This window comes from Lachnoclostridium sp. Marseille-P6806 (assembly GCF_900625025.1).
Taxonomy (GTDB): Bacteria; Bacillota; Clostridia; order Lachnospirales; family Lachnospiraceae; genus CAG-791.
This window is the reverse complement of record NZ_LR130583.1, coordinates 78,703-97,653: the sequence shown is the minus strand read 5'-3', so window position 1 is coordinate 97,653 and position 18,951 is coordinate 78,703. Positions and strand designations below refer to the sequence as shown.

The following is an 18,951-nucleotide window of genomic DNA, read 5'->3' as shown; positions in this document are numbered from 1 at the left end:
AGCCAACTGCTGCCGGCCCGCTCTATCCCCGTACCCCTGCGCCCGGCATCGTTCCGTACACCCGGATCCGCGCCGCCGCAAAGGGCCGGCCTGCCGCTCCCGATACCTCCTGCACGGCAACACCCCCGCCGCCGGCCCGGGCAAATACGATCCGGAGCGCCCGCGTTATCGTTTTTTCAAAATGACACAGGTTTTCCTCTCCGCCCGTCATCGCCGTCTGAAACAGAACCTGCACCGGCTCCCATTGTCCGCCATGCTCACAGAACACGACAAAGTCCCCCGGAAGATCAAAGGAAAGCTCTCCCGTTTCACCGGCCCCGCCAAGAGCGAAGCTGATCCGAACCGTATCCATCTCCGCCTCGGCCGGGAAGCGAAGCTCGTACCAGAGCTCCTCCTCTCTGCTCTCCGGCGCACTGATCCAGCATCGATCATTGTCCTCCACGGCAAAGCGCGCTGACGCGCCGCCTGTTCCGGCAGCTACCGCAGCCGAGCCCGTAAGTTCCGGTCGCTCCCCGGGGCAGAGGCGCTGCAGCAGCTCCTCCGGCAGCTCCGCACGAGGCGCAAAATCCTCCGATAAAGCATAGGAAACCAGCGCCTTTCGGAATGTCCCTGCCATCGGATCTGACTCATTCCGGACATTCAATGTACAGACAAGAAGCCGGCCGCGGCCCATACGGCCTCCGAACACCACGGCAAGCCGTTCATTCCGGTGAAGATTGTCGATCATCGGGAGTACTGCCGGAAGCTCTGTCCCGGTGAGGCGTACCGCCCTTGCTCCGTGCAGGAGAGACCACCAGCGCGGATCCGTGTGATCCCCCGTCGGGAATTTCCGGAACAGAGGATGCAGCGGTTCCGGCAGCAGCCCCATGGTTCCTGAGCTGTCCCACTTGCGGAACATGGCCCAGCACCAGAAATCCGTACTGTATGAAGCGGCGAAGCTCTCCGGGAGCGCCTCCGGCGTGAGCTCTGGCAGCAGGACAAGGCATTCCCCCTCTTTCAGCCTCCGCAGCGTTTCTGCATCCGCCCGTTCCACGATGCAGCGTTTCTCCTTGTCTGTCGTTTCCGCAGCCGGCGCCGCAAACAGCGTATATTCATTCTCGTATTCCCCGATCCGGACGAACACGCAGATCTCCTCCGGGGCCGAAGTCTCCGGAACGGAAAGAAAAACGCGGCCTGCATGGAACAGCTCGCCCTGCGGCACTCTGCACAGCTCCCATTCTTTCTCCATGATCCGCTCCCCGTTTGCCCTGACGGCCCGGATCAGAAGCCGCTCCTCCAGTTCCCGTTCTCCGAAGTTATGAATCAGCACCTCCAGCTCCGCCTGCTCCCCTGCCCGGAGAACACGATCCCCGAAGCGAAGCAGCGGCACCACCGGAGAAAAAAAGCGGCGGAATTTTTCCGGCTGTATAAAGCGCTTCGGCCTGCCGAACGCATCCATCATCCCGACCAGAGCAGTTCCCTGTCCCGGAAAGTCCTGCAGCCCCAGCAGCGTAATTCCTGCCATTCCGGCCGTCCGCATCGCCGCCTCAATTTCCTCCCGGTAACAGAGAGCGGCAAGCTTTCCGGAGGCTTCATGAAACGAAGAATCCATCCCGCGCAGCCCGTTCGCCTCCATCCGTCTCCGGTAATATTTCAGATTCCTCGCTTCCAGAACGCCGCTGTACTCCTCAACTTCCCTAAAGTCCGGGTAGACCTGAAACTGTCCGGTCTCAAAGCTGACAGCCGGGCGCCCCGCGCCTCGAATATTATCCTCATAATCAACACGCGCCCCGGGACGCTCCTCGTTGATAAAGCCTTTGTTCCCCGCAAAGGCGCCGCGCCACGGCGCTCCAAGATTTCCCTGCGCCAGCACAAATTCCGATGCCTCATCCGGCCCCGCCTCCCCATACCATGTGTTGGAGCCCTCCGCATATCTTCTGGTAGGATCATAATTCTGCATTCGCCTCACCAGCGCGCTCATTCTGTCCCGCCTGCCGCTTCGCAGTTCATTTCCCCACGTGAGTGCGACAAAAGAGGGATGGTTTCCGTAACAATCCAGAACAGCCATTGCCTCTCTGCGGTAATAATCGTATTCCGCATCCTCCTCAAAGGCATGGAACGTCCACTCGCAGAGCTCCGGCTGCAGATAGAGTCCTTTCCGGTCTGCGCTCTCAAAGGCCGCTTCCGGAGGACACCATGAATGAAATCTCACGTAATTGACCCCGAAAGCACGATAACTGTCAAACAGTCTGTCCCACGCCCCCGCTTCCATCGGCGCATAACCCGTCTCCGGAAAAACCGCGCAGTTTGTCTCGCCTCTGACAAAGAGCTTCTTTCCGTTGATCGTGAAATGGCGGCAATCCTCGCTGACGCCAAAGTCCCGCAGTCCGAAGCGCACGGTTTTCTCCATGCTGCCGAGCGGCGTATGCAGCGTCAAACACAGCGCTGTGAGTTCCGGGGAAAATTCACTCCATCGCGGCGTATCCGAAGACAGCGGAACGGTCAGGACAAGCTCCTGCCCGCCGGGCTTCAGCACAAAGTTCCTCTCCTCTGCCCGCTCCTGCGCGGGCTCCTCCGTCCAAGCTCCCGTCTGTGCGGCCATAAGCGTACAGATTCCATTTCTGTCAGACATTACATGGATCCGGAGCTTTGCCTTACAGCCCTGTTCATCGGGATATACGCGGATTTCTCTCATATAAATCGGCGGTTCCAGTCTCAGCTCGATTCTGCCCAGTATCCCCGTCCAGTTGGTCTGTGTATGCTCTGTCGCCATATGAGAAGCGAAAATTGCATCCCGCGGCACACTCTCCAGTGTGTTGTCCACCTCTGCCGTCAGCGTATTACTCCCGGATTGCATATATTCCGTAATGTCATAGACCTGCTCGCTCGTGAGAAGATCACGCCGCCCTGCAAAGCATCCGTTGACCCAGAGGCGCGTCACCCGCGTTCGTTCCATGGCAAACAGCACCGTCATTCCCGCCGGGGCAGTCAGTTCTACCTGTCTCGTAAATGTCACTGTGCCGGTAAAGCGCCGCCTCTCCGTAAGAAACCACCGCTCCTCTGCATCATTTTTCTCTCCGAAGCCACGCTCCGTCACCGAACCCGGCAGTTCAATGACCCCAGCCTCCGGCGCGTGCTCCTCATAGGCTCCGAATGCGATCCGCCATTCCCCGGCAAGCGAAATGACCGATTCTTCAAATAACTTTTCATGCATCGCCGTATCTCCCGTCCCCAGACGAAAACCATCTGTGCCGCCCCGGACATAAACAGCCCCGCAATAAGCATGTTCCCTGCCGGACTACCCTTTCAGCGCCCCGGCACTGATGCTCTCCATAAAGCTCCCTGAAAAAATCGTAAAAAGCAGAAGCATCGGGAGAATCGACATCGCAAGAGCACACATGATCGCTCCGTAATCTCTCGTAAACGCAGAGGAAAGCGTGGATACAAATAGAGGTATGGTATATCTCCTGTCCGTGTTTACGATGATCAGCGGAAGCATATACGAATTCCATGACCAGAGAAAAATCAGAATCACTATCGTGGTAATGCCGGGCCGCATCATAGGGAATGCCAGTCTGGCAAAAATCCCCGGATCGCTGCAGCCGTCGATCCGGGCTGATTCCATGATTTCCGACGGAAAGGCATCCACAGTAAATGAATGGATGAAATAGGCGCAGAACGGGTTTGCTCCCCAGATCAGGATCAGAGAAAGATAGCTCCCGGTCAGATGAAGACTGCGCATTTCCCTGACATAACCGACCACACTGATCTCCGTCGGAATGACAAGCAGCACAATCAGAAGCATGGTGATCAGCCTTTTCCCCCTGAATTCATATCTTGCCAGAGCATATCCGCAAAGCGATGCGCAGAACACCGTGAGAAGAACCGCGCCGATCGAAACTACCGCCGAATTCATCACGCTCCGGAGAAATCCATGCGACAGCGTCGTCCTGACGTTCTCCGCGAGATAATTTCCCGGGAGCCACGGGATCCCCAAAAACAGCCGTTCGCTCTTGTAGGTTCCCATCATGGCCACAACATAAACCGGCGCCGCCATCAGTACCGTCAGAAGAATCAGTACCGCATACTTCACAGGAGACAGCGGCCGGAATGATCGTCTCTCTTTTTTCATATCTGCCTCTCCCTCGTCAGCCGATGCAGAATCAGCGCCGCGGTCATCGCAAGCAGGAACAGGACATAGGACTCTGCCGCCGCGTAGCCGAGCCGGGAATCCAGACGATAGGCATCATTATAAAATTTCCACATCACGGTCAGAGCGGCGTTCCCCGGACCGCCTGTCGCCCCGGCCTGCGCGTTGCTCCACCCGCTGAACAGCAGCATGGGCTCCTCGAACATTTTCAATCCGCCGATCACGGACGTAATCGTGAGAAACACAATCGTGCGGCGGAGCATCGGCACCGTGATCTTCCAAAACGTCTGCGGCGAAGAGGCTCCGTCTACCCTTGCCGCATCATAGATTTCCGGGGAAACAGACGTCATTGCAGCAAGAAACAGCATGGTATAATAGCCCAGATACCGCCAGACAATCATGACCACAATAATCAGCCGGATTGCGGCGGGACTCTGAAGATAATTAAACGGTTCCTCCAGAAGCCCCGCCGTCTGCAGCAGACGATTCATAAGCCCCGTCTTCCAGTCAAACAAATAGGAAAATATAAAGCCGATCGCAACGGGCGTAATGACATACGGATAAAATGCCGCCGTCTGAAAAAAACGCTTTGCCGTCCGGAGGCGGTACAGCACATACGACAGGAGGAGCCCCAAGAATACCGTGGTCGGTGTCGAGAGAAGCATCAGAACCGCCGTATTCAGGAACGCTTTCCAGTACAGCTTGTCCCGTGTGAATATCCGGAGATAATTCCCCGCGCCCACAAAAACCTTGTCTCCGAAGCCATTCCAGTCATGAAAAGACACCTCCAGAGAATATGCCGTAGGGTACAGCGTAAACATCAGAAAGCAAAAGACAAACGGGGCGCAGAACAGGTAGGGCCATATTTGTTTTCCCGTAATTTTCTTTTTCATGGCAGTCACCCTCCCGAAGCAGTCCGCGCGCGGCAGAGCCTCTCGATATTATTTCACCGTAACGTCCGGGCAAGATGCTCTGACCTCTTTGATCAGCTGCTGCAGAACCTCCTCCGGCGTCATGGACGGGTCGCTGTCATACGCCGCCAGAGCAACGCCAATCGCCGTGAGAACATTGGCCTCAGACGTCGTCTGCACCTGTCCCTTGAGTCCCGCCTCCATGATTTCCTTATATTTTCTGCCGAGCTCCTGTCCTCCGAAAAACGCGTCATATTCGCTGGGCTCAAGATAGATCGAATCCTCCCCGTAGGCTGCGCGGAAGCCGGACATAAAGCCGAACTTTGCATATGCCTCTCTGATGCCGTCTCCGTCGCAGTAGACGCTACGGATATAATCCCACGCCGCCTCTTTATTCGGACTGTCCTTGTAAATTCCGACAGAGGTTCCGCCATAGGTATATCCACCCCCCGGGGCCGCCATCAGTCCCCAGTTTCCGCTTCCCTCCGGGTCATTCGCCGCAATATACCACTTCTCCACCCACGGCGCGCAGGGATAGAACAGAAAGCTCTTATTGACAAAACCGTCGGCGATCGTCGTCTCCGAGTCCCCCGGCATAATGATTCCTGCTTCCATCATCTGTGCCAGCGTCGTAATATCGTTCTGATACCGTCCTGTAATATCAATCTCTGTCTCTGTGATATACGGGAACGGATCCTGATTTCTCAGGATATAGAAAGCGCAGGAGGCAAGCCCCGGAAGCATATACACACGGCCTCCGCTCTTCTTTAACACTTCCTTTCCTCCGGCAATAAACGCGTCCCAGTTCGAGAACATCGCCTCCAGCTCCTCCGGATCGTCGGTCCCGAAATATTCTTTCGCGAGATCTCTCCGATAGGCAAGGCCGGAGGGGCACACCTGCTGCTCCAAACCGAGCAGGGTTCCGGTCCGGTCCGATCCCAGATCTACGGCGAAATCATACATTCCCGCCGGGTCAAGACCGTACGGCTCTTTCGTCAGATCATCCAGAATCCCGAGATCAAACACCTTTCCCCGATACGCCATCTCACAGAGAATAATGTCCGGAACACCCTCCCCGGAAGAAAGCGCTCCCTGCAGCTTCTGGAAATAATCAGCCGTAGATACATTGACAAACTCAAATTTCACCCCGGGATGCGTCTGAGCATAATACTCTGACATATGTTTCGTGAACGCCGAATCCCAGTCCCATATCGTCAGCGTCGTCTCTCCGCCTGCTGCCGCATCCCCGGCGGCGCTCTGTTCCTCCCGGTTCTCCGTCTCCGCTGTATTTCCTGTCCCGGAGGAGGCTCCGCATCCGGTCAGTACAGAGAGACCCATGATTCCTGCTGTCACAAGAGCTGTCATCTTTTTGCTTTTTTCTTTCATCTCCCTTTCCTCCCTGTTTTATGTGAAATACCATTTACATATATGTTCTTATTGCATATAATTTCGCCTGCATTTTTTATTTTTATGTGCAATAATTCTCTTATAGGCAGAGAATATCACGACTGTTCTCTGAAATCATCCCCGTATCTTGCCGACAAAATATCAATATCTTGCTTTTACAGCGTGAGGATTTTCTATGAGAACCATCATCCCCTATGCCAGCCTTGGAAAGGACTCTTGGGCTGAGGATCTGACACCCTCGCAGGAAATCAGACAATTATATCTCTATATTCAGTGCATGGGCCGTTATCACGCCTCCGCCTCTTACGGCGTGATCGGACGAAGCCATCTCCACAGCTATCTCTGTCTTTACACCAGAAGCGGCTGCGGAAAAATCCTTTATCAGCAAAAAGAAGCAGAGCTGCCTGCCGGCTGCTCTGCCATACTCAACTGCGATCTCCCTCACTCCTATTACGCCCTGCCGGGGGATGTCTGGGATTTCTTCTGGATTCATTTTTCCGGTTCCTGCATCGACGGATATCTCACCGAAATCACGGAGCACTGGGATATCTGCCGCAATACGCCCGAGTCTCTGCTGCGCGAGCTGTTTCACAGTGCCGGAAGCGGGGACATAACGGACGCCATCCGGAGCTCGACGCTGCTCATTAGACTATGCTCCGATTACCTGATCCATCTGAAAAAAACGAGACAGGGACGCGATCACATGCTCTCCCCGCTTGTCAGAAATGCCCTCGACTATCTGGAGGAAAATTTTGCCACGGCACTTTCTCTGGACGAACTCTGCCGGGCTCTCAGCGTCAGTAAATACTATCTCGCCCACTGCTTCAAGGAGCAGACCCGGTTCAGTCCTTATGAATATCTCATCACGCGGCGCCTTTCCTATGCAAAATCGCTTCTTCGAAGCACCGCGCAGCCGATCGGACAAATCGCGTCCCTCTGCGGCTTCAGCAGCGCGAGCTACTTTATTCAGACCTTTAAGAAACGCGAGGGCATGACACCCGGAGATTACCGTCAGTATTTTCGTCAGCGCTCCGAAGACTGACCCCAGCCTCTCAGCCGTACCACCCGATTCTCGCCGCGTACGGATGCCGCTCCCCGTGAGCCAGTCCACATCATCGGTGAGCCAGCGCATGATCTCCAGCATTTGCGTCTCCCAGCGGATCACAGCGTCTCTTGACGCCTCCGTCCCCTCCGCTTCCATCGTCACATCGATCTCATCGTAGCCGAAGATATACTCCCCCGCATTCCAGATCGAGAAGTTGTTGTCCGGGCCGGGATTCACCGGACCGCCCCGCGACGCGGCGAGCTCGTCGTGACGCCGCTTGTACTCCTCCTGCATCCCCAGCATGAGCTTTGTCATGAACACGCGGTGACGGATCAGCTCCTTGCTCTCCCGGATTATACCGGAATCCAGATACATCAGCCGCATCGAGGCGGACGGATGCGAAATCCAGTCCGCCGTCTCATAATATCCGAAGACAAGCTCGCCGATGCTTCACAGGCTCTCCTGCCGATAAGGCAGGCGTCTGCTTCGGTCGCACTCCCATCCCGTTCCGGCGGACGTCTCCGCCGTCTCTCCGGCTTCCTCTGTCTCGATGACCGCTCCGGCCGCCGCGTCCAGCCCTTCGGCAATCGTAAGCCGCGGCGCATGTCTTACTTTGGAATCATCTTCCTCGATGCACCATCTGGTCTCGCCGCAAAATCCCACTGAATATCCGCGACAAAGGGCCACATGGATTCCGTTTCCGCCGTGCGGAAGCCCCGGTCAAAGAGGAAGAAGCCGCAGGGAGAATCCCCCTCCGACAAGAAATCGTGCGCCTTAAAGGAGCCTGCGCCGGGAAGCCAACCGTTCACAAGAGACAGAAGCTCCGGATTCGTCCCGAACTGTCCCTCCTCCGGTTCTCCCTCATAGCGCGTCCCGTCCATGTACGTGCAGTATCCGTCCAGCAGCGGGACGTTTCCATGAAGAATATATTTGTCCATAAAGGCGGCCCGAAGCGTATCCTTGCTTTCGCAGTCCGCTCCGTCCGCGTACCGCTCCTCGATGTCTTTCAGCGCGCGGACGACGGTATTGGCTCCTCCCCAGAGCTGGATGAACAGAGGTTGCTCATCCTCCGCAGGGATACGCTCGCGGATCAGCTCCGAGCCATCGGTATGAAGCTCCATTTCGCCCTCATGTCCGACATTCCCAATCTTCGTGATGCTGCGCAGATAGTCCGGCGCAGGGTACCCTACCCCTCCGCGTGCTTCGTGAGATTCGCATAGATCTTTTTATACGCGTCGATCTGCTCCCACATCCATGACGTACCGATCCAGCGATACGGCCGGTCATACGCGGGACAGAGTTCCGGTTCTCCCGTGAGATTGTTTCTTCGCAGCTCCGGCGTCTTCGCGCCGGGAAGCCCTGCCAGTGGAACATAGAGGACGTCTGGACGATGCCTTCCAATTCGACCTCATTGCTGTACAAAAGAAAATGGCGCAGCGAGTTCTGGTCGTCAACCTCCGTGTCCTGGGTAATGATCGTACCGTGACGGAGGGGATTTCCGAGAGCCCTGCGCTGACGCTGGCCACCTCGCTTGCATTCTGTGCCAGCGAATTGATGTTCTGCATCAGACGGTTCAGAAGATTCTGAATACTGAACAGGTCTGTTCTCTTGACCAGATAAATATATCCGTTGTTCCAGTCGTTCCAGTAACGCAGCCCCGCAAAAAGGGCAATGGTCGCGATAATAGGCCTCGCCATCGGCACCACGACAGCGGAAAGCGTCCTGAGCGCGGATGCGCCGTCGATCTCCGCCGCCTCGATGATCTCGTACGGGACGGCCGTGACAAAGTAGCTCTTCATCAGCATGACATTGAACGCACTCATCAGCAGCGACGGGGGCGATTCAAGCTTCGGAGCAAATCGTCGCATCCGCGTGATTGTTCACACCAGTATTGTCCGCACCAGGTTTTCCCACAGGGCCGAATTCCGCATCGAGCCTTCGCACGACCGCATTGGCTGCGAGGAGCAGCGCAAAGCCGATCACGGACTGATAGAAGCCGGCGGCCGCCGACATGGAGATATTGCCAAGCTGAAGCAATCCCCTGTAAACATAGGTATCGATGGTCTGCGTCGTGGCATACAATGCCCCCTGGTTCATGGGAACCTGATAAAACAGGCCGAAGTTCTTGTAAAAAGATTCTCCACGCCTTGAAAGAAATGAACATGTATCGTCCCGGAGAGAAACAAGGGTACCTTCCTGCATACACAAGAACAGATCTGCCGGACGCACTGCATGAAGCCTTTGGATTCAGAACCGACTACGAAATCCTATCTGATGTGAACATGAAGCAGGTCATCAGGCTGACCAAGAAAAAGAAGTAATATCTAGCTACATTTTTATGCATCATAAAAGCTGTGAAAGCCTTGTATCTGAAGGCCTCGCAGCTTTTCTACTGTCAAATATGGGATTATACTCCGCGAAGCAAGCGGAAATACATCCACCTACTTGCGGTTCTTCTAGAACTTATGGTTATCTCATCCAACCTCTGCTTGTCTTGCGATCTCGCGCTCACATCCTCGGATATTCAGTGCACAACAAACGATACGGAGCCTCATCCTCATCTACCGTCGGGAAACGTCCAACCCTACTGTCGTACCAAAAATTATCGTTATCGTCGTCGTTACACTGGGAAACCTCTCCAAGCAGCGCCATTCCACCAGCCGTCGGCATGATAAACTCATGGAACAAATAGGGTGTGATCGTGATGCTATCACCCGGATGCAGCAGCACCTCGGTGCCGGCAGGCGCAGTGTATTTCTTTCCGTCCGTATAAACCGTGACATCTGTATCCAACAGCTCTTTTTCCTTCGAACCATTCCAAACCTTAATTATTATATCGTTGCCTCCACGATTAATGATATCTTCCATCTTGGCTACGTGATAATGGATCTGCGCCTTTTGACCCGGATACATTGCCAGCAGCTTTTCAGCGTACGATTTTGGATATTTGTCCGGCATGGCAAGATTTCCGTTCCGTATCGTGAAAAGTCCAAATCCCCAGTCCCAAAAATCTCCTAGTCCAAAGTCTGTGATGTCCCAGCCAAGCTTATTATCTCTTATCTCATCATACTCGTGCCCGCAGCTTTTCCACTCTTCCGCTGTCCAGGATGCAAACCCCGGCATCTTGAATCCGCAATCAGCAGCAAGCTTTTCCATATCTTTTATAACCTGATTTATCTCTGATCGTTTCACGGCCCTATTCCCCCTTTGCCTTACTGGAATTCCATCAACCACTTATTGGTATAGACTTCCCCAACAGGAAGATGTATTAGAGCGCTCTTACACGCAAGATCCTCATAAACGCCATCTCGAGAAGGAAGTGATGCCCACGGCTCTATGCACACATACGGTGCCTTCGTTTTGTTTGCATGCCAAATACCAAGGTATGGCATGCCAGGATACGTTAATGTTACCTTCCTCGTGCTCTTCTGCGATTCCAAGCTCACACGGTACCCCATGTTCTGCAGCACGATCGCATCGTTATCGAACAAATCGTGACGCAGTCGTATGCAGGAATTTTGAAGCGAATACGGTTCGCTCGACCCATTCAATAACACACGGTCCGAAAACAGCACACGGTCCGGTTCGCTCCCACCTAAGAATTTGATCAAATAATCCTCAAACCCCTCTCCATCCTCTAGCGGCACGTTAAATCCGGGATGCGCACCAATCCCGAAATGCATCATCTCATCAGACTCATTCACTACCGTATACAGCACTTCCACTGTGGACTCCTGCAGCGTATATGCAACCCGCAGCTTAAAGTGGAACGGGAATACCTCGTACGTGTCGCTATTATCCTGCAATTCGTACACAATACACGCATCAGTCCTCTCAACGACCGAGAACTCGGAATCCATAGCGAACCCATGTATCTTCAGCTTATGCATCTGTCCGTTATAGGTATACCGATCATCCGTGAGCCTACCTACATATGGGAAGAGCACAGGTGCATGATATTCCCAATACGCCTTGCTCCCCTGCCATATATATTCCTTGCCATTACATGTCACAGAAAGCAGCTCCGCTCCCGTAGAAGAGGTCACGATATCTAGCTGCTCATTCGATAATAAAGAAAGCATGGTATCTTCCTTTCTTCGTATAAAACAAATGCCAGCACTGCTATCAGCAATACTGGCACCCGCTAAACTACATCAATACAAAGAAGCCTTGCCTTCGGAGCCAAACCACCGGATTCTCTCTGCAGCCACTTCCTGCATTGCCTGAATGCACGGAGGCTGGATTGAATTCGGTTCACGCAGTCCCATATCTTTTAACACTTCTCTCATTGTGAGATAGTACGGTTTCTTGATGTCTGTAGAAATGTTAATCTTGCTGATTCCAAGCTTTGCCGCTTCCTGTAGTTCTTCCGGCTTATTACCGGATCCGCCGTGAAGAACAAGCTTTGTGTCCAGACCCGCATCTACAAGTGCCTTCTTGATTGCCTGCAAACGATCCAGCTTAAGCTCCGGGATCTGATCCTTCGGATAATCACCGTGGCAAGTTCCGATAGCAACCGCAAGCGTATCAACACCGGTCTCTTTTACGAATCTTACAGCGTCTTCCGGCTCAGTGTATTTAATAACGGAGCTATCAACCACCTTTGCTTTCTCGTCGATAACACCAATGGTTCCAAGCTCTGCCTCTACGGAAACATCCGCGAACTTGTAGGACTGTGCATAGTGCCACTGCTTTTTGTCCTCTGTGTTTGTGCCCTTTCTCGGATCACTATCATCTTCTACTGTTGTATAAGAAATGGCAGCATGTGCAGCCTCAACCACCTTTTTCGAAATAGCTACATTATCCTCAAAAGAAAGAGAAGAAGCATCAATCATAACAGAAGAAAATCCTGCCCGGATAGCGCCCATAACATCTTCAAACGATGCGCCGTGATCGAGATGGATAACTGCCGGAATCGGGGATGTGGAGATTCTCTTTTCCATTGCAGCAATAGCGTCTGACCCGATATGGCGAAGCTCAGTCGGGTGAATTTCGATAATAACCGGAGCATTCAGCTTTTCGGAAATATCCATAATTCCGTTGAACATCGCATAGTCCGCAATGTTAAACGCGGGTACAGCAAAATGATTCTTGTCCGCAACCTCTAACAACTCTTTCATGTTTAGCAACATATCCTTACCCTCCTAAAAATAAAGCATTTATGCAACGGCCTTTTGGCCGATGTTACCTTTCACTACCTACTCCACCTCTCCGTTTATAACAAGATCGACAATGACTTCCGCAATAACAAACTCATCAAAATATGAGTACGACTTGTGCAGATGCCCCAGCCCCTTTGCCTCTCCGCTTAAAAGAAGCACATCTGCCATAGAGGCAAGCTCCGAACCGCTTGCTGCCGTTATCACGATCACATCCAGTTCCTTCTCTTTTGCCAGATTGACCGCATCTAGTACCGACTGCGATGCGCCAGACTTTGATATGGCTAGTACGACATCTCCTGGATCGGCAAAGCTTATCTTGTTTAAGATGTACGCCGGCTCGCTGTAATAAGAGCTTTTAATACCGACTCTTTCCAGGCGAAAACCAATGTACTGCGATAAGTTTGCCGTATTACCCGCCGCAACAACATGTGCATGCCCTGCTGCCTTTAGCTTTTTCACGCTTTCTCTGATCGCATCCTCGTCAATGATCTGCTGCATAGCTTTGATGGAATTTGACAGCTCGTTCAAGGACTCTGCGACAGCGCTTTCTGATACGTCACTCGTAAGCGACATATCTCTTTTCCCAAGGTCTCTTGCGAGACACGTTTTTAACTGCTTATATCCATCATATCCAAGCCAGTGACAGGCCCGAACGACAGACGCAACGCTTGTTCCACATAGATTTGCAAGGTCGGAAACGGTATAATTTATCACGTCCTGCGGATGGCGTACGATATAGTCCATCACCTTTTTGGCAGCAGGCAGTGCATCCTTATACCTGATACGAACAACTTCAGCTACTTCCAGATTCAAAATACTGTTATCCATAAACTCCTCTCTTGTTATTGGCGGGGGATTCCGAAGCTAGAAGCACATCTGTAGCCCGCCTACAAAGGAATCACCAAGTCCAATCGTGTATTTTGGCTTATCAATGTACCTGGACGGAACGACAATAACCTCTTCGTTAAAATGTGCTTTACTTACGGTCTCCCAAAACTCTATGCCTTTCAGGCTCATATCATACTGCAATACCTCTCGAATCTGTTCCTTCGTACCATACCATCCGTTTGCTGCTTTTGAAGTGGCGGTGATATTTCCATACATGATGCCGCTCTCGATGTCTGCCGCCAGCTTCTCTCCAACATACATTCCATAATTCTTTGTATGGATTACAATACCCTTCTTGATGCCAAACTTTTTGATTAAATACTCGGCCCCCGCTATACATGACAGAACATCTTCCGTATCCACTTCTACGTGATACATCTGCCGCAAAGTATACTTAAGTTCTTCTTCGTTCATCCCGACAATATCTACCGCAGGATATATGGTTTCAAGAAGCATCTTTCGAACACCCGCGTCGTGATAATGCGCGTCCTCATAGTACACAATGCCTTCCGGATTATTTGCCTTGTACCGGTTAACATGTGCCTCTACATACTTAAGGCGCTCTAAGAGTACGTTCGAATCCAATAAACAGTTAAAACTCGACAGCACGTTGCTGGACACCTTCGCAGCATTCTTTTCAATCCAGTTAAAGTAGGGATCCCAAAGCGGAACGGTTTCGTTTACCGTTACTTTCGTAAGAATCAGGCGATTCGACACCGGTATTCTTGCACTTTTATCTCCAAGTCGAATCTCCGACCCCTTCTGGAACTGAATGATAAAGTGTATTTCCTGCTCGTTTCGCCGCTGAACTTCGCTCGTATGGCCAATCGTATTGTCATCCAGCGCTACAAAGACCTCCGGCTTATCCAAAAGCTCGCAAACCTCTTTGGAGTCGTCCGTAAGATGCACAAGCGAACATCCGCCAATCTGCGCAAGTGCAAGTGCAGCCTGTACAGCCGTGCCGCCCATACCGTAGTTAAAGTGGAAGGTTCCGCGCACAGCCTCCGTATTCTCCACGTCCACCTCACCGCCAATTCCGTTAATACAGAAGTGGACGATGGTACGGAGCAAATCGTCCATATTTCTGATAAGTGATGCAGCTTTTAATGAGAACAGGTCTTCGCCCTTCATGTGCTCTTCCAGCAAAGCATTGAGCCGATCTACATCAAAGTCACACAGAAGATCTAAGTTGCTCGTATACCCCATCGCCGTAAGTATTTCCCCTGCGTTCCGCTTCTCGATTCTTTCCACCATGGAGTCAAGCGCATGAGCGTATTTGTTGATAAACTCTTTTGTCATCATTTCGTCTTTCTCAACCCCGTAATCACAAAACACATCAGCTCTTAACGGATCCTGCTGTCATACCGGCAATAAAGTACTTCTGGAAGAACAGGAACAAAAGAAGTACCGGAATCGATCCTAATACGCTCATAGCCATCATCTGGTTCCACTCATAGGAGTGCTGCCCCATCAGAAGGTTAATCCCTACCGGAACCGTACGCATGCTGTTTGTTTTTGTCAGAGAAAGTGCAAACAGATATTCGTTCCATGCCTGCATGAAGGTGTACATACCTACCGACACAAGACCGGGGATCGCCGTAGGCATAAGAATCTTCCACAGTGCAGTCCAGCTGCTTCCGCCATCGATCTTTACCGCTTCGTCCAATGCTTTTGGCAGAGTGTTCAAATAACCGGTTGTCATCAGAATGCAGTACGGCAAGTTTGTAACCAGGTACGTAAAGATCAGCGCAAAGTACGTGTTATAGAGCTTTAACGAAACAATCAGGCTCATGTACGGGATCAGCAGCGTAATGGGAGGAACTGCCTGTACCGAAACGATCAGCGTGTTGATGATCTTTTTCCCCGGGAAGTCATATCTTGAAAAGGCATATGCCGCAAGAATTCCGAGGAACAATGTGAGCACAACCACGCATGCCGCAATCACATAGCTGTTAATAAAGAACCGGATCTCTTCCGGGTTCTGGAAGATCTTAATGTACGCGTTAAAACCAAACGTCTTCGAAAACCATGTCGGCGGGAACGTGAAAATGTCGGCATTATTCTTGAACGAATTGTCCAGCATCCAGAAGATAGGAAATCCCGCCCAAAGCGTACCAATAACAAGGATGACGATTATAATCGCTTTTACATAACCTTTCTTTTTGCCAACCATGTCATGCCTCCGATCTTTGATGCCTTACATAGAAAATACCGATAATGGTACAGGCGATTAACAGGATAACTGCTGCCGTTGAAGCCATTGAGTACTCGTACTTTGTGAAAGCGTACTTATAAATGTATGTACTTACCATTTCTGATGCGTTCACCGGACCGCCACCGGTTGTCATCCAGATCAGTGCGAACTGCTGCAATGTCCAGATAAAGTCGAGCATCATCAGGCTGACAAGAATGGGCTTAATCGTAGGCAATGTAATATAGAAAAATGTCCGAGGAGCATTTGCGCCATCCAGTGCTGCTGCTTCATACAGATCCGTAGATACGCCCTGCAGACCTGCAAGGATACTGATCATATAGAACGGATACCCCGACCATATATTTATCAATGTAACAGAGAAAAGAGCCAAATCTCTTGATGCCAGAAACAGCACCTTCGAGTCTGCAAGATGGAACGTAAGAAGAAAATAATTCAGGACACCGCTCGGATCCATCATCATTCTCCAGACTATTGCAATGACCGATGCGGTAAACATCCACGGCAGTGCGAAAAGAACACGGAACAAAGCTTTGGTTTTATAGTTTAAATATCTGGTATTTAAAATCAGGGCAAAAACCATACCGATAAGCAGATGTGCAATCAGACTGATGATTACAAAATACAATGTATGTCCAACCGCCGGCCAAAAGCTCTTGTCCGAAAGAACAGACACGTAGTTTTTAATTCCTACAAAAACCGGATTTTTATTGACGATTACGTTATCGAAAAAGGTGTATCCGATAACCATCACAATCGGAACAACCAAAAAGATAAGCATCAACACCAGCGTCGGCGCTAAATACGAGTAGGAAACTGCCACTCTTCTCGCAGTTTTTGTACTTTGTTTTTTAAATCCATTAGCCATAACCCCTACCCCTTTTGCAAGCCAGGCCACGCTATGCGCGGCCTGGCCAATCAAGACAACTCAAATCATTACTTGCTAAATGCAGGAATCCATGCTTCCTGTACTGCGTCAAGCATCGAAGAAGCAGAATCTACATCGCCGTCAATGTAAAGTACGAACTGCTCGTTGAAGCTTCTCATAAGATCTTCAGAAGTAGGTGCGCCGGTAAACTCGTTGATCGCGTATCCGGTCTGGAAAATATCATATGCCTTCTGGAACAGTGCATCGTTCGAAGAATAATCAGGCTCTGCCTTGCTGTTTCCAGGGAATGCGTTTGCAAGCTGTGCAAGCTTTGCATTAACCTCAGGGCTCATAAGATACTCTACAAATTGCCATGCCTCTTCCTTGTGCTCGCAGTTTTCTGCAATCCCAATACCCCAGTTTGCAACGTCCATGCCGCTCTGGCCGGTGTATCCATCCTTTACAGGAACAGTACTGAACTCGAAGTTGATGTCAGAGCTCTCAGTTTTGATGGTAGTAAGATGGGAAATACCATCTACCATGAATGCCAGACGGCCATTCTCAAACTCATTTACCATGTCCTGCTCTTTTAATGCCTCGATACCAGGAGACAGATACCCCTTCTCGTACATTTCCTTAAACAGATCTACTGTCTCAGCAATAGTGTCGTTTCCGCTAAGGTTCGGCTGTCCATCCTTAAGAAGGTTTCCGCCGGATGCCCATACCCAGGAAGATAACTGGTTCTGGATACCGTTCGGAGCTTCCGTATTAAGAGGAATGAAGTATGCGGCTGCATCTGTGTTATCGGTGATCTTCTGTGCTGCATCTAGGAACTCGCTCCATGTTGTCGGAATTTCAGAAACGCCTGCCTCTTTTAATATGTCCATGTTTACGTACAGAGGATAAGCGAAGTTAACAACCGGAATCATGTACGTATTGCTCTCAAACTTGATCTGGTCTGACAACTGGCTGTCATCATATCCGGCGTTTCCCATCAGCTCTGTCAGGTTTGCAATAGCGCCCTGTTTTGCAAAGTCGTATACCCAAGAGCCATCAAGACCTACAACGTCTGCCATCGTGCCTGCTGCCGCACCTGCTGCGATCTGCGTCTTTGTGTCTGCGTACGGATTGCTAAGAGTCTCGATCTTAATTCCTGTCTGATTCGTGAACTCGTTGCAAATCTCATCAAGAGCACCTTCCGGAAGCTCAACACCCCACCACTGCTGGAACTCCAGTGTTACATCACTCGATGCCTCAGTGGAAACTGCTTCTTCTGTGGCTGCTTCTTCTGTGGCTGCCGCCGCCTCGCTTGTCTGTGTGGATCCGCTCTCAGATGTGCCGCCTCCACATGCTGCAAGTCCTACAGTCATCATGCCTGCAAGCCCCATCGCCATTGTTTTCTTAAAACCTTTCCTTCTCATATAACCCTCCTTTTATGTAATTTCATTTCGTCACTTTACGATATGAAATTTTGTTACACAGAATATACCCCCATCCCGTCATATGTGTCAACAGTTCAGCTATAAATAATCTTTTTTGTGCTTTTTGCTATATGTGATTGTATGTCTTATATAATTTCGCTCGTTATATGCTCTTTTTTCGGTTACTTTGCCATCACTTTGTATGCAATCTACGCGAATGTGGCTCATATATCTATTCCGCCACCGTTCTGCTGCCAAACCGTCTCAGTAGCCTCTCCTGTACTCTTTGCCGCTTCGAATACACGAAACAGAAAAGACGAAATATAATATATACATGTCACAAAGCAAAGAAAACAGAAAAAGCGAGAGAAACGGAAGACAAAATGAAAGGCAAAATTCAGGAAATTTATCAGCAGTCACATCAGATTTATGGCGCTCCAAAAATAGCGGCAGTTCTTCATAAGAATGGGGAGCCGATTAGCGAACGGACTACAGGAAAATATATGCGGGAGATGGGGATCCGCGCCCTGTGGGTCCGTCATTGGACGCATACAACAACATCAAGAGAGAATGGCTGAACAGATTCAAAATCGAAAATTTTGATCAGGCATATCGCTATGTATTCGAATATATCAATACGTTTTATAACACGCTTCGAATTCATAGTCATTGTATATATCAGTCTCCAGATGAATATGAAGCAGCATATTCGAAGCGGTTGTCTGAGCTCAAGCAGAGACTGGCGGGATAAGGGTGAAAAAAGTTGTGTTTAATCTGTCCGAAAGCTTGACATAGGACCAAGTGACCGACTGTCTCTGCGCTGGACCTGGTAAATACACTTCCTGACTCCGCTGCTCCGGATGAGCTCATCCATTTCCGTGAGCGTAAGAGAAATCAGCTCTGCCGCC

16 protein-coding genes and 4 pseudogenes are annotated in these 18,951 nt (G+C 51.1%); 3 read left to right on the top strand and 17 right to left on the bottom strand.

The genetic code is table 11. The features are described from left to right. Positions 1-22: 22 nt before the first annotated feature. The 4 genes from E0E20_RS11045 to E0E20_RS11030 form a co-directional block, all read right to left on the bottom strand. A complete protein-coding gene (locus E0E20_RS11045; RefSeq protein WP_130838253.1) occupies positions 23-3,193 on the bottom strand; it encodes a hypothetical protein in 3,171 nt (1,056 codons plus the stop codon). An 84-nt stretch (positions 3,194-3,277) separates the two neighbouring features. Further along, positions 3,278-4,111, bottom strand: a complete 834-nt coding sequence (locus E0E20_RS11040; RefSeq protein WP_130838252.1) for a carbohydrate ABC transporter permease — start codon at positions 4,109-4,111, stop codon at positions 3,278-3,280. Next, positions 4,108-5,022, bottom strand: a complete 915-nt coding sequence (locus E0E20_RS11035; protein WP_130838251.1) for a carbohydrate ABC transporter permease — start codon at positions 5,020-5,022, stop codon at positions 4,108-4,110. The genes E0E20_RS11040 and E0E20_RS11035 overlap by 4 nt, the downstream gene beginning before the upstream one ends. Before the next feature lie 48 nt (positions 5,023-5,070). Then, entirely contained in the window at positions 5,071-6,426 is a 1,356-nt protein-coding gene (locus tag E0E20_RS11030) for an ABC transporter substrate-binding protein (protein ID WP_130838250.1), read from the bottom strand. Between the two features lie 196 nt (positions 6,427-6,622). Between E0E20_RS11030 and E0E20_RS11025 the strand changes: the two genes are divergently transcribed. After that, the gene (locus E0E20_RS11025; RefSeq protein ID WP_130838249.1) at positions 6,623-7,489 is read left to right on the top strand and encodes an AraC family transcriptional regulator; all 867 of its coding nucleotides are present in this window, start codon (positions 6,623-6,625) and stop codon (positions 7,487-7,489) included. 135 nt (positions 7,490-7,624) lie between these two features. On the opposite strand, the pseudogene E0E20_RS14640 reads toward E0E20_RS11025, so the two are convergent. The 13 genes and pseudogenes from E0E20_RS14640 to E0E20_RS10970 form a co-directional block, all read right to left on the bottom strand. After that, positions 7,625-7,786 (bottom strand): annotated as a pseudogene (locus tag E0E20_RS14640) (L-rhamnose mutarotase); the annotation flags it as partial. Positions 7,787-8,100: 314 nt separating this feature from the next. After that, positions 8,101-8,670: pseudogene (locus E0E20_RS11020) on the bottom strand (nucleoside hydrolase-like domain-containing protein); the annotation flags it as partial. Continuing rightward, the gene (locus E0E20_RS14810) at positions 8,621-8,914 is read right to left on the bottom strand and encodes a hypothetical protein (protein WP_442911486.1); all 294 of its coding nucleotides are present in this window, start codon (positions 8,912-8,914) and stop codon (positions 8,621-8,623) included. The gene E0E20_RS14810 and the pseudogene E0E20_RS11020, both read right to left, overlap by 50 nt. Before the next feature lie 230 nt (positions 8,915-9,144). After that, a pseudogene (locus E0E20_RS14805) lies at positions 9,145-9,315 on the bottom strand (ABC transporter permease subunit); the annotation flags it as partial. Between the two features lie 100 nt (positions 9,316-9,415). Then, positions 9,416-9,634: pseudogene (locus E0E20_RS14075) on the bottom strand (sugar ABC transporter permease); the annotation flags it as partial. A gap of 366 nt (positions 9,635-10,000) precedes the next feature. Further along, positions 10,001-10,684 (bottom strand): D-lyxose/D-mannose family sugar isomerase, encoded by a 684-nt coding sequence (locus E0E20_RS11005; RefSeq protein ID WP_130838246.1) that lies wholly within the window; start codon positions 10,682-10,684, stop codon positions 10,001-10,003. Between the two features lie 20 nt (positions 10,685-10,704). Next, complete coding sequence (locus tag E0E20_RS11000; protein WP_130838245.1) at positions 10,705-11,574, bottom strand: aldose 1-epimerase family protein; 870 nt, start codon at positions 11,572-11,574, stop codon at positions 10,705-10,707. Between the two features lie 72 nt (positions 11,575-11,646). After that, positions 11,647-12,624: a class II fructose-bisphosphate aldolase gene (locus E0E20_RS10995; RefSeq protein ID WP_130838244.1), complete on the bottom strand. Its 978-nt coding sequence runs from the start codon at positions 12,622-12,624 to the stop codon at positions 11,647-11,649. Between the two features lie 66 nt (positions 12,625-12,690). Beyond that, a complete protein-coding gene (locus tag E0E20_RS10990; RefSeq protein ID WP_130838243.1) occupies positions 12,691-13,482 on the bottom strand; it encodes a MurR/RpiR family transcriptional regulator in 792 nt (263 codons plus the stop codon). A gap of 36 nt (positions 13,483-13,518) precedes the next feature. Then, positions 13,519-14,844 carry an ADP-dependent glucokinase/phosphofructokinase gene (locus E0E20_RS10985; RefSeq protein ID WP_242622766.1) on the bottom strand — a complete coding sequence of 442 codons (1,326 nt, stop codon included), beginning with the start codon at positions 14,842-14,844 and terminating at the stop codon, positions 13,519-13,521. A 34-nt stretch (positions 14,845-14,878) separates the two neighbouring features. Beyond that, positions 14,879-15,715 (bottom strand): carbohydrate ABC transporter permease, encoded by an 837-nt coding sequence (locus tag E0E20_RS10980; RefSeq protein WP_130838242.1) that lies wholly within the window; start codon positions 15,713-15,715, stop codon positions 14,879-14,881. Position 15,716: 1 nt separating this feature from the next. After that, positions 15,717-16,622 (bottom strand): carbohydrate ABC transporter permease, encoded by a 906-nt coding sequence (locus E0E20_RS10975; protein WP_130838241.1) that lies wholly within the window; start codon positions 16,620-16,622, stop codon positions 15,717-15,719. Positions 16,623-16,690: 68 nt separating this feature from the next. Then, positions 16,691-18,043, bottom strand: coding sequence for an ABC transporter substrate-binding protein (locus tag E0E20_RS10970; protein ID WP_130838240.1), 1,353 nt, complete (start codon positions 18,041-18,043; stop codon positions 16,691-16,693). 383 nt (positions 18,044-18,426) lie between these two features. On the opposite strand from E0E20_RS10970, the gene E0E20_RS14070 reads away from it, so the two are divergent. Beyond that, entirely contained in the window at positions 18,427-18,621 is a 195-nt protein-coding gene (locus E0E20_RS14070; protein ID WP_207302865.1) for an IS3 family transposase, read from the top strand. Continuing rightward, complete coding sequence (locus E0E20_RS14635) at positions 18,573-18,794, top strand: IS3 family transposase (RefSeq protein WP_242622765.1); 222 nt, start codon at positions 18,573-18,575, stop codon at positions 18,792-18,794. Before E0E20_RS14070 ends, E0E20_RS14635 begins: the two co-directional genes overlap by 49 nt. The last annotated feature ends 157 nt before the right edge of the window (positions 18,795-18,951 follow it).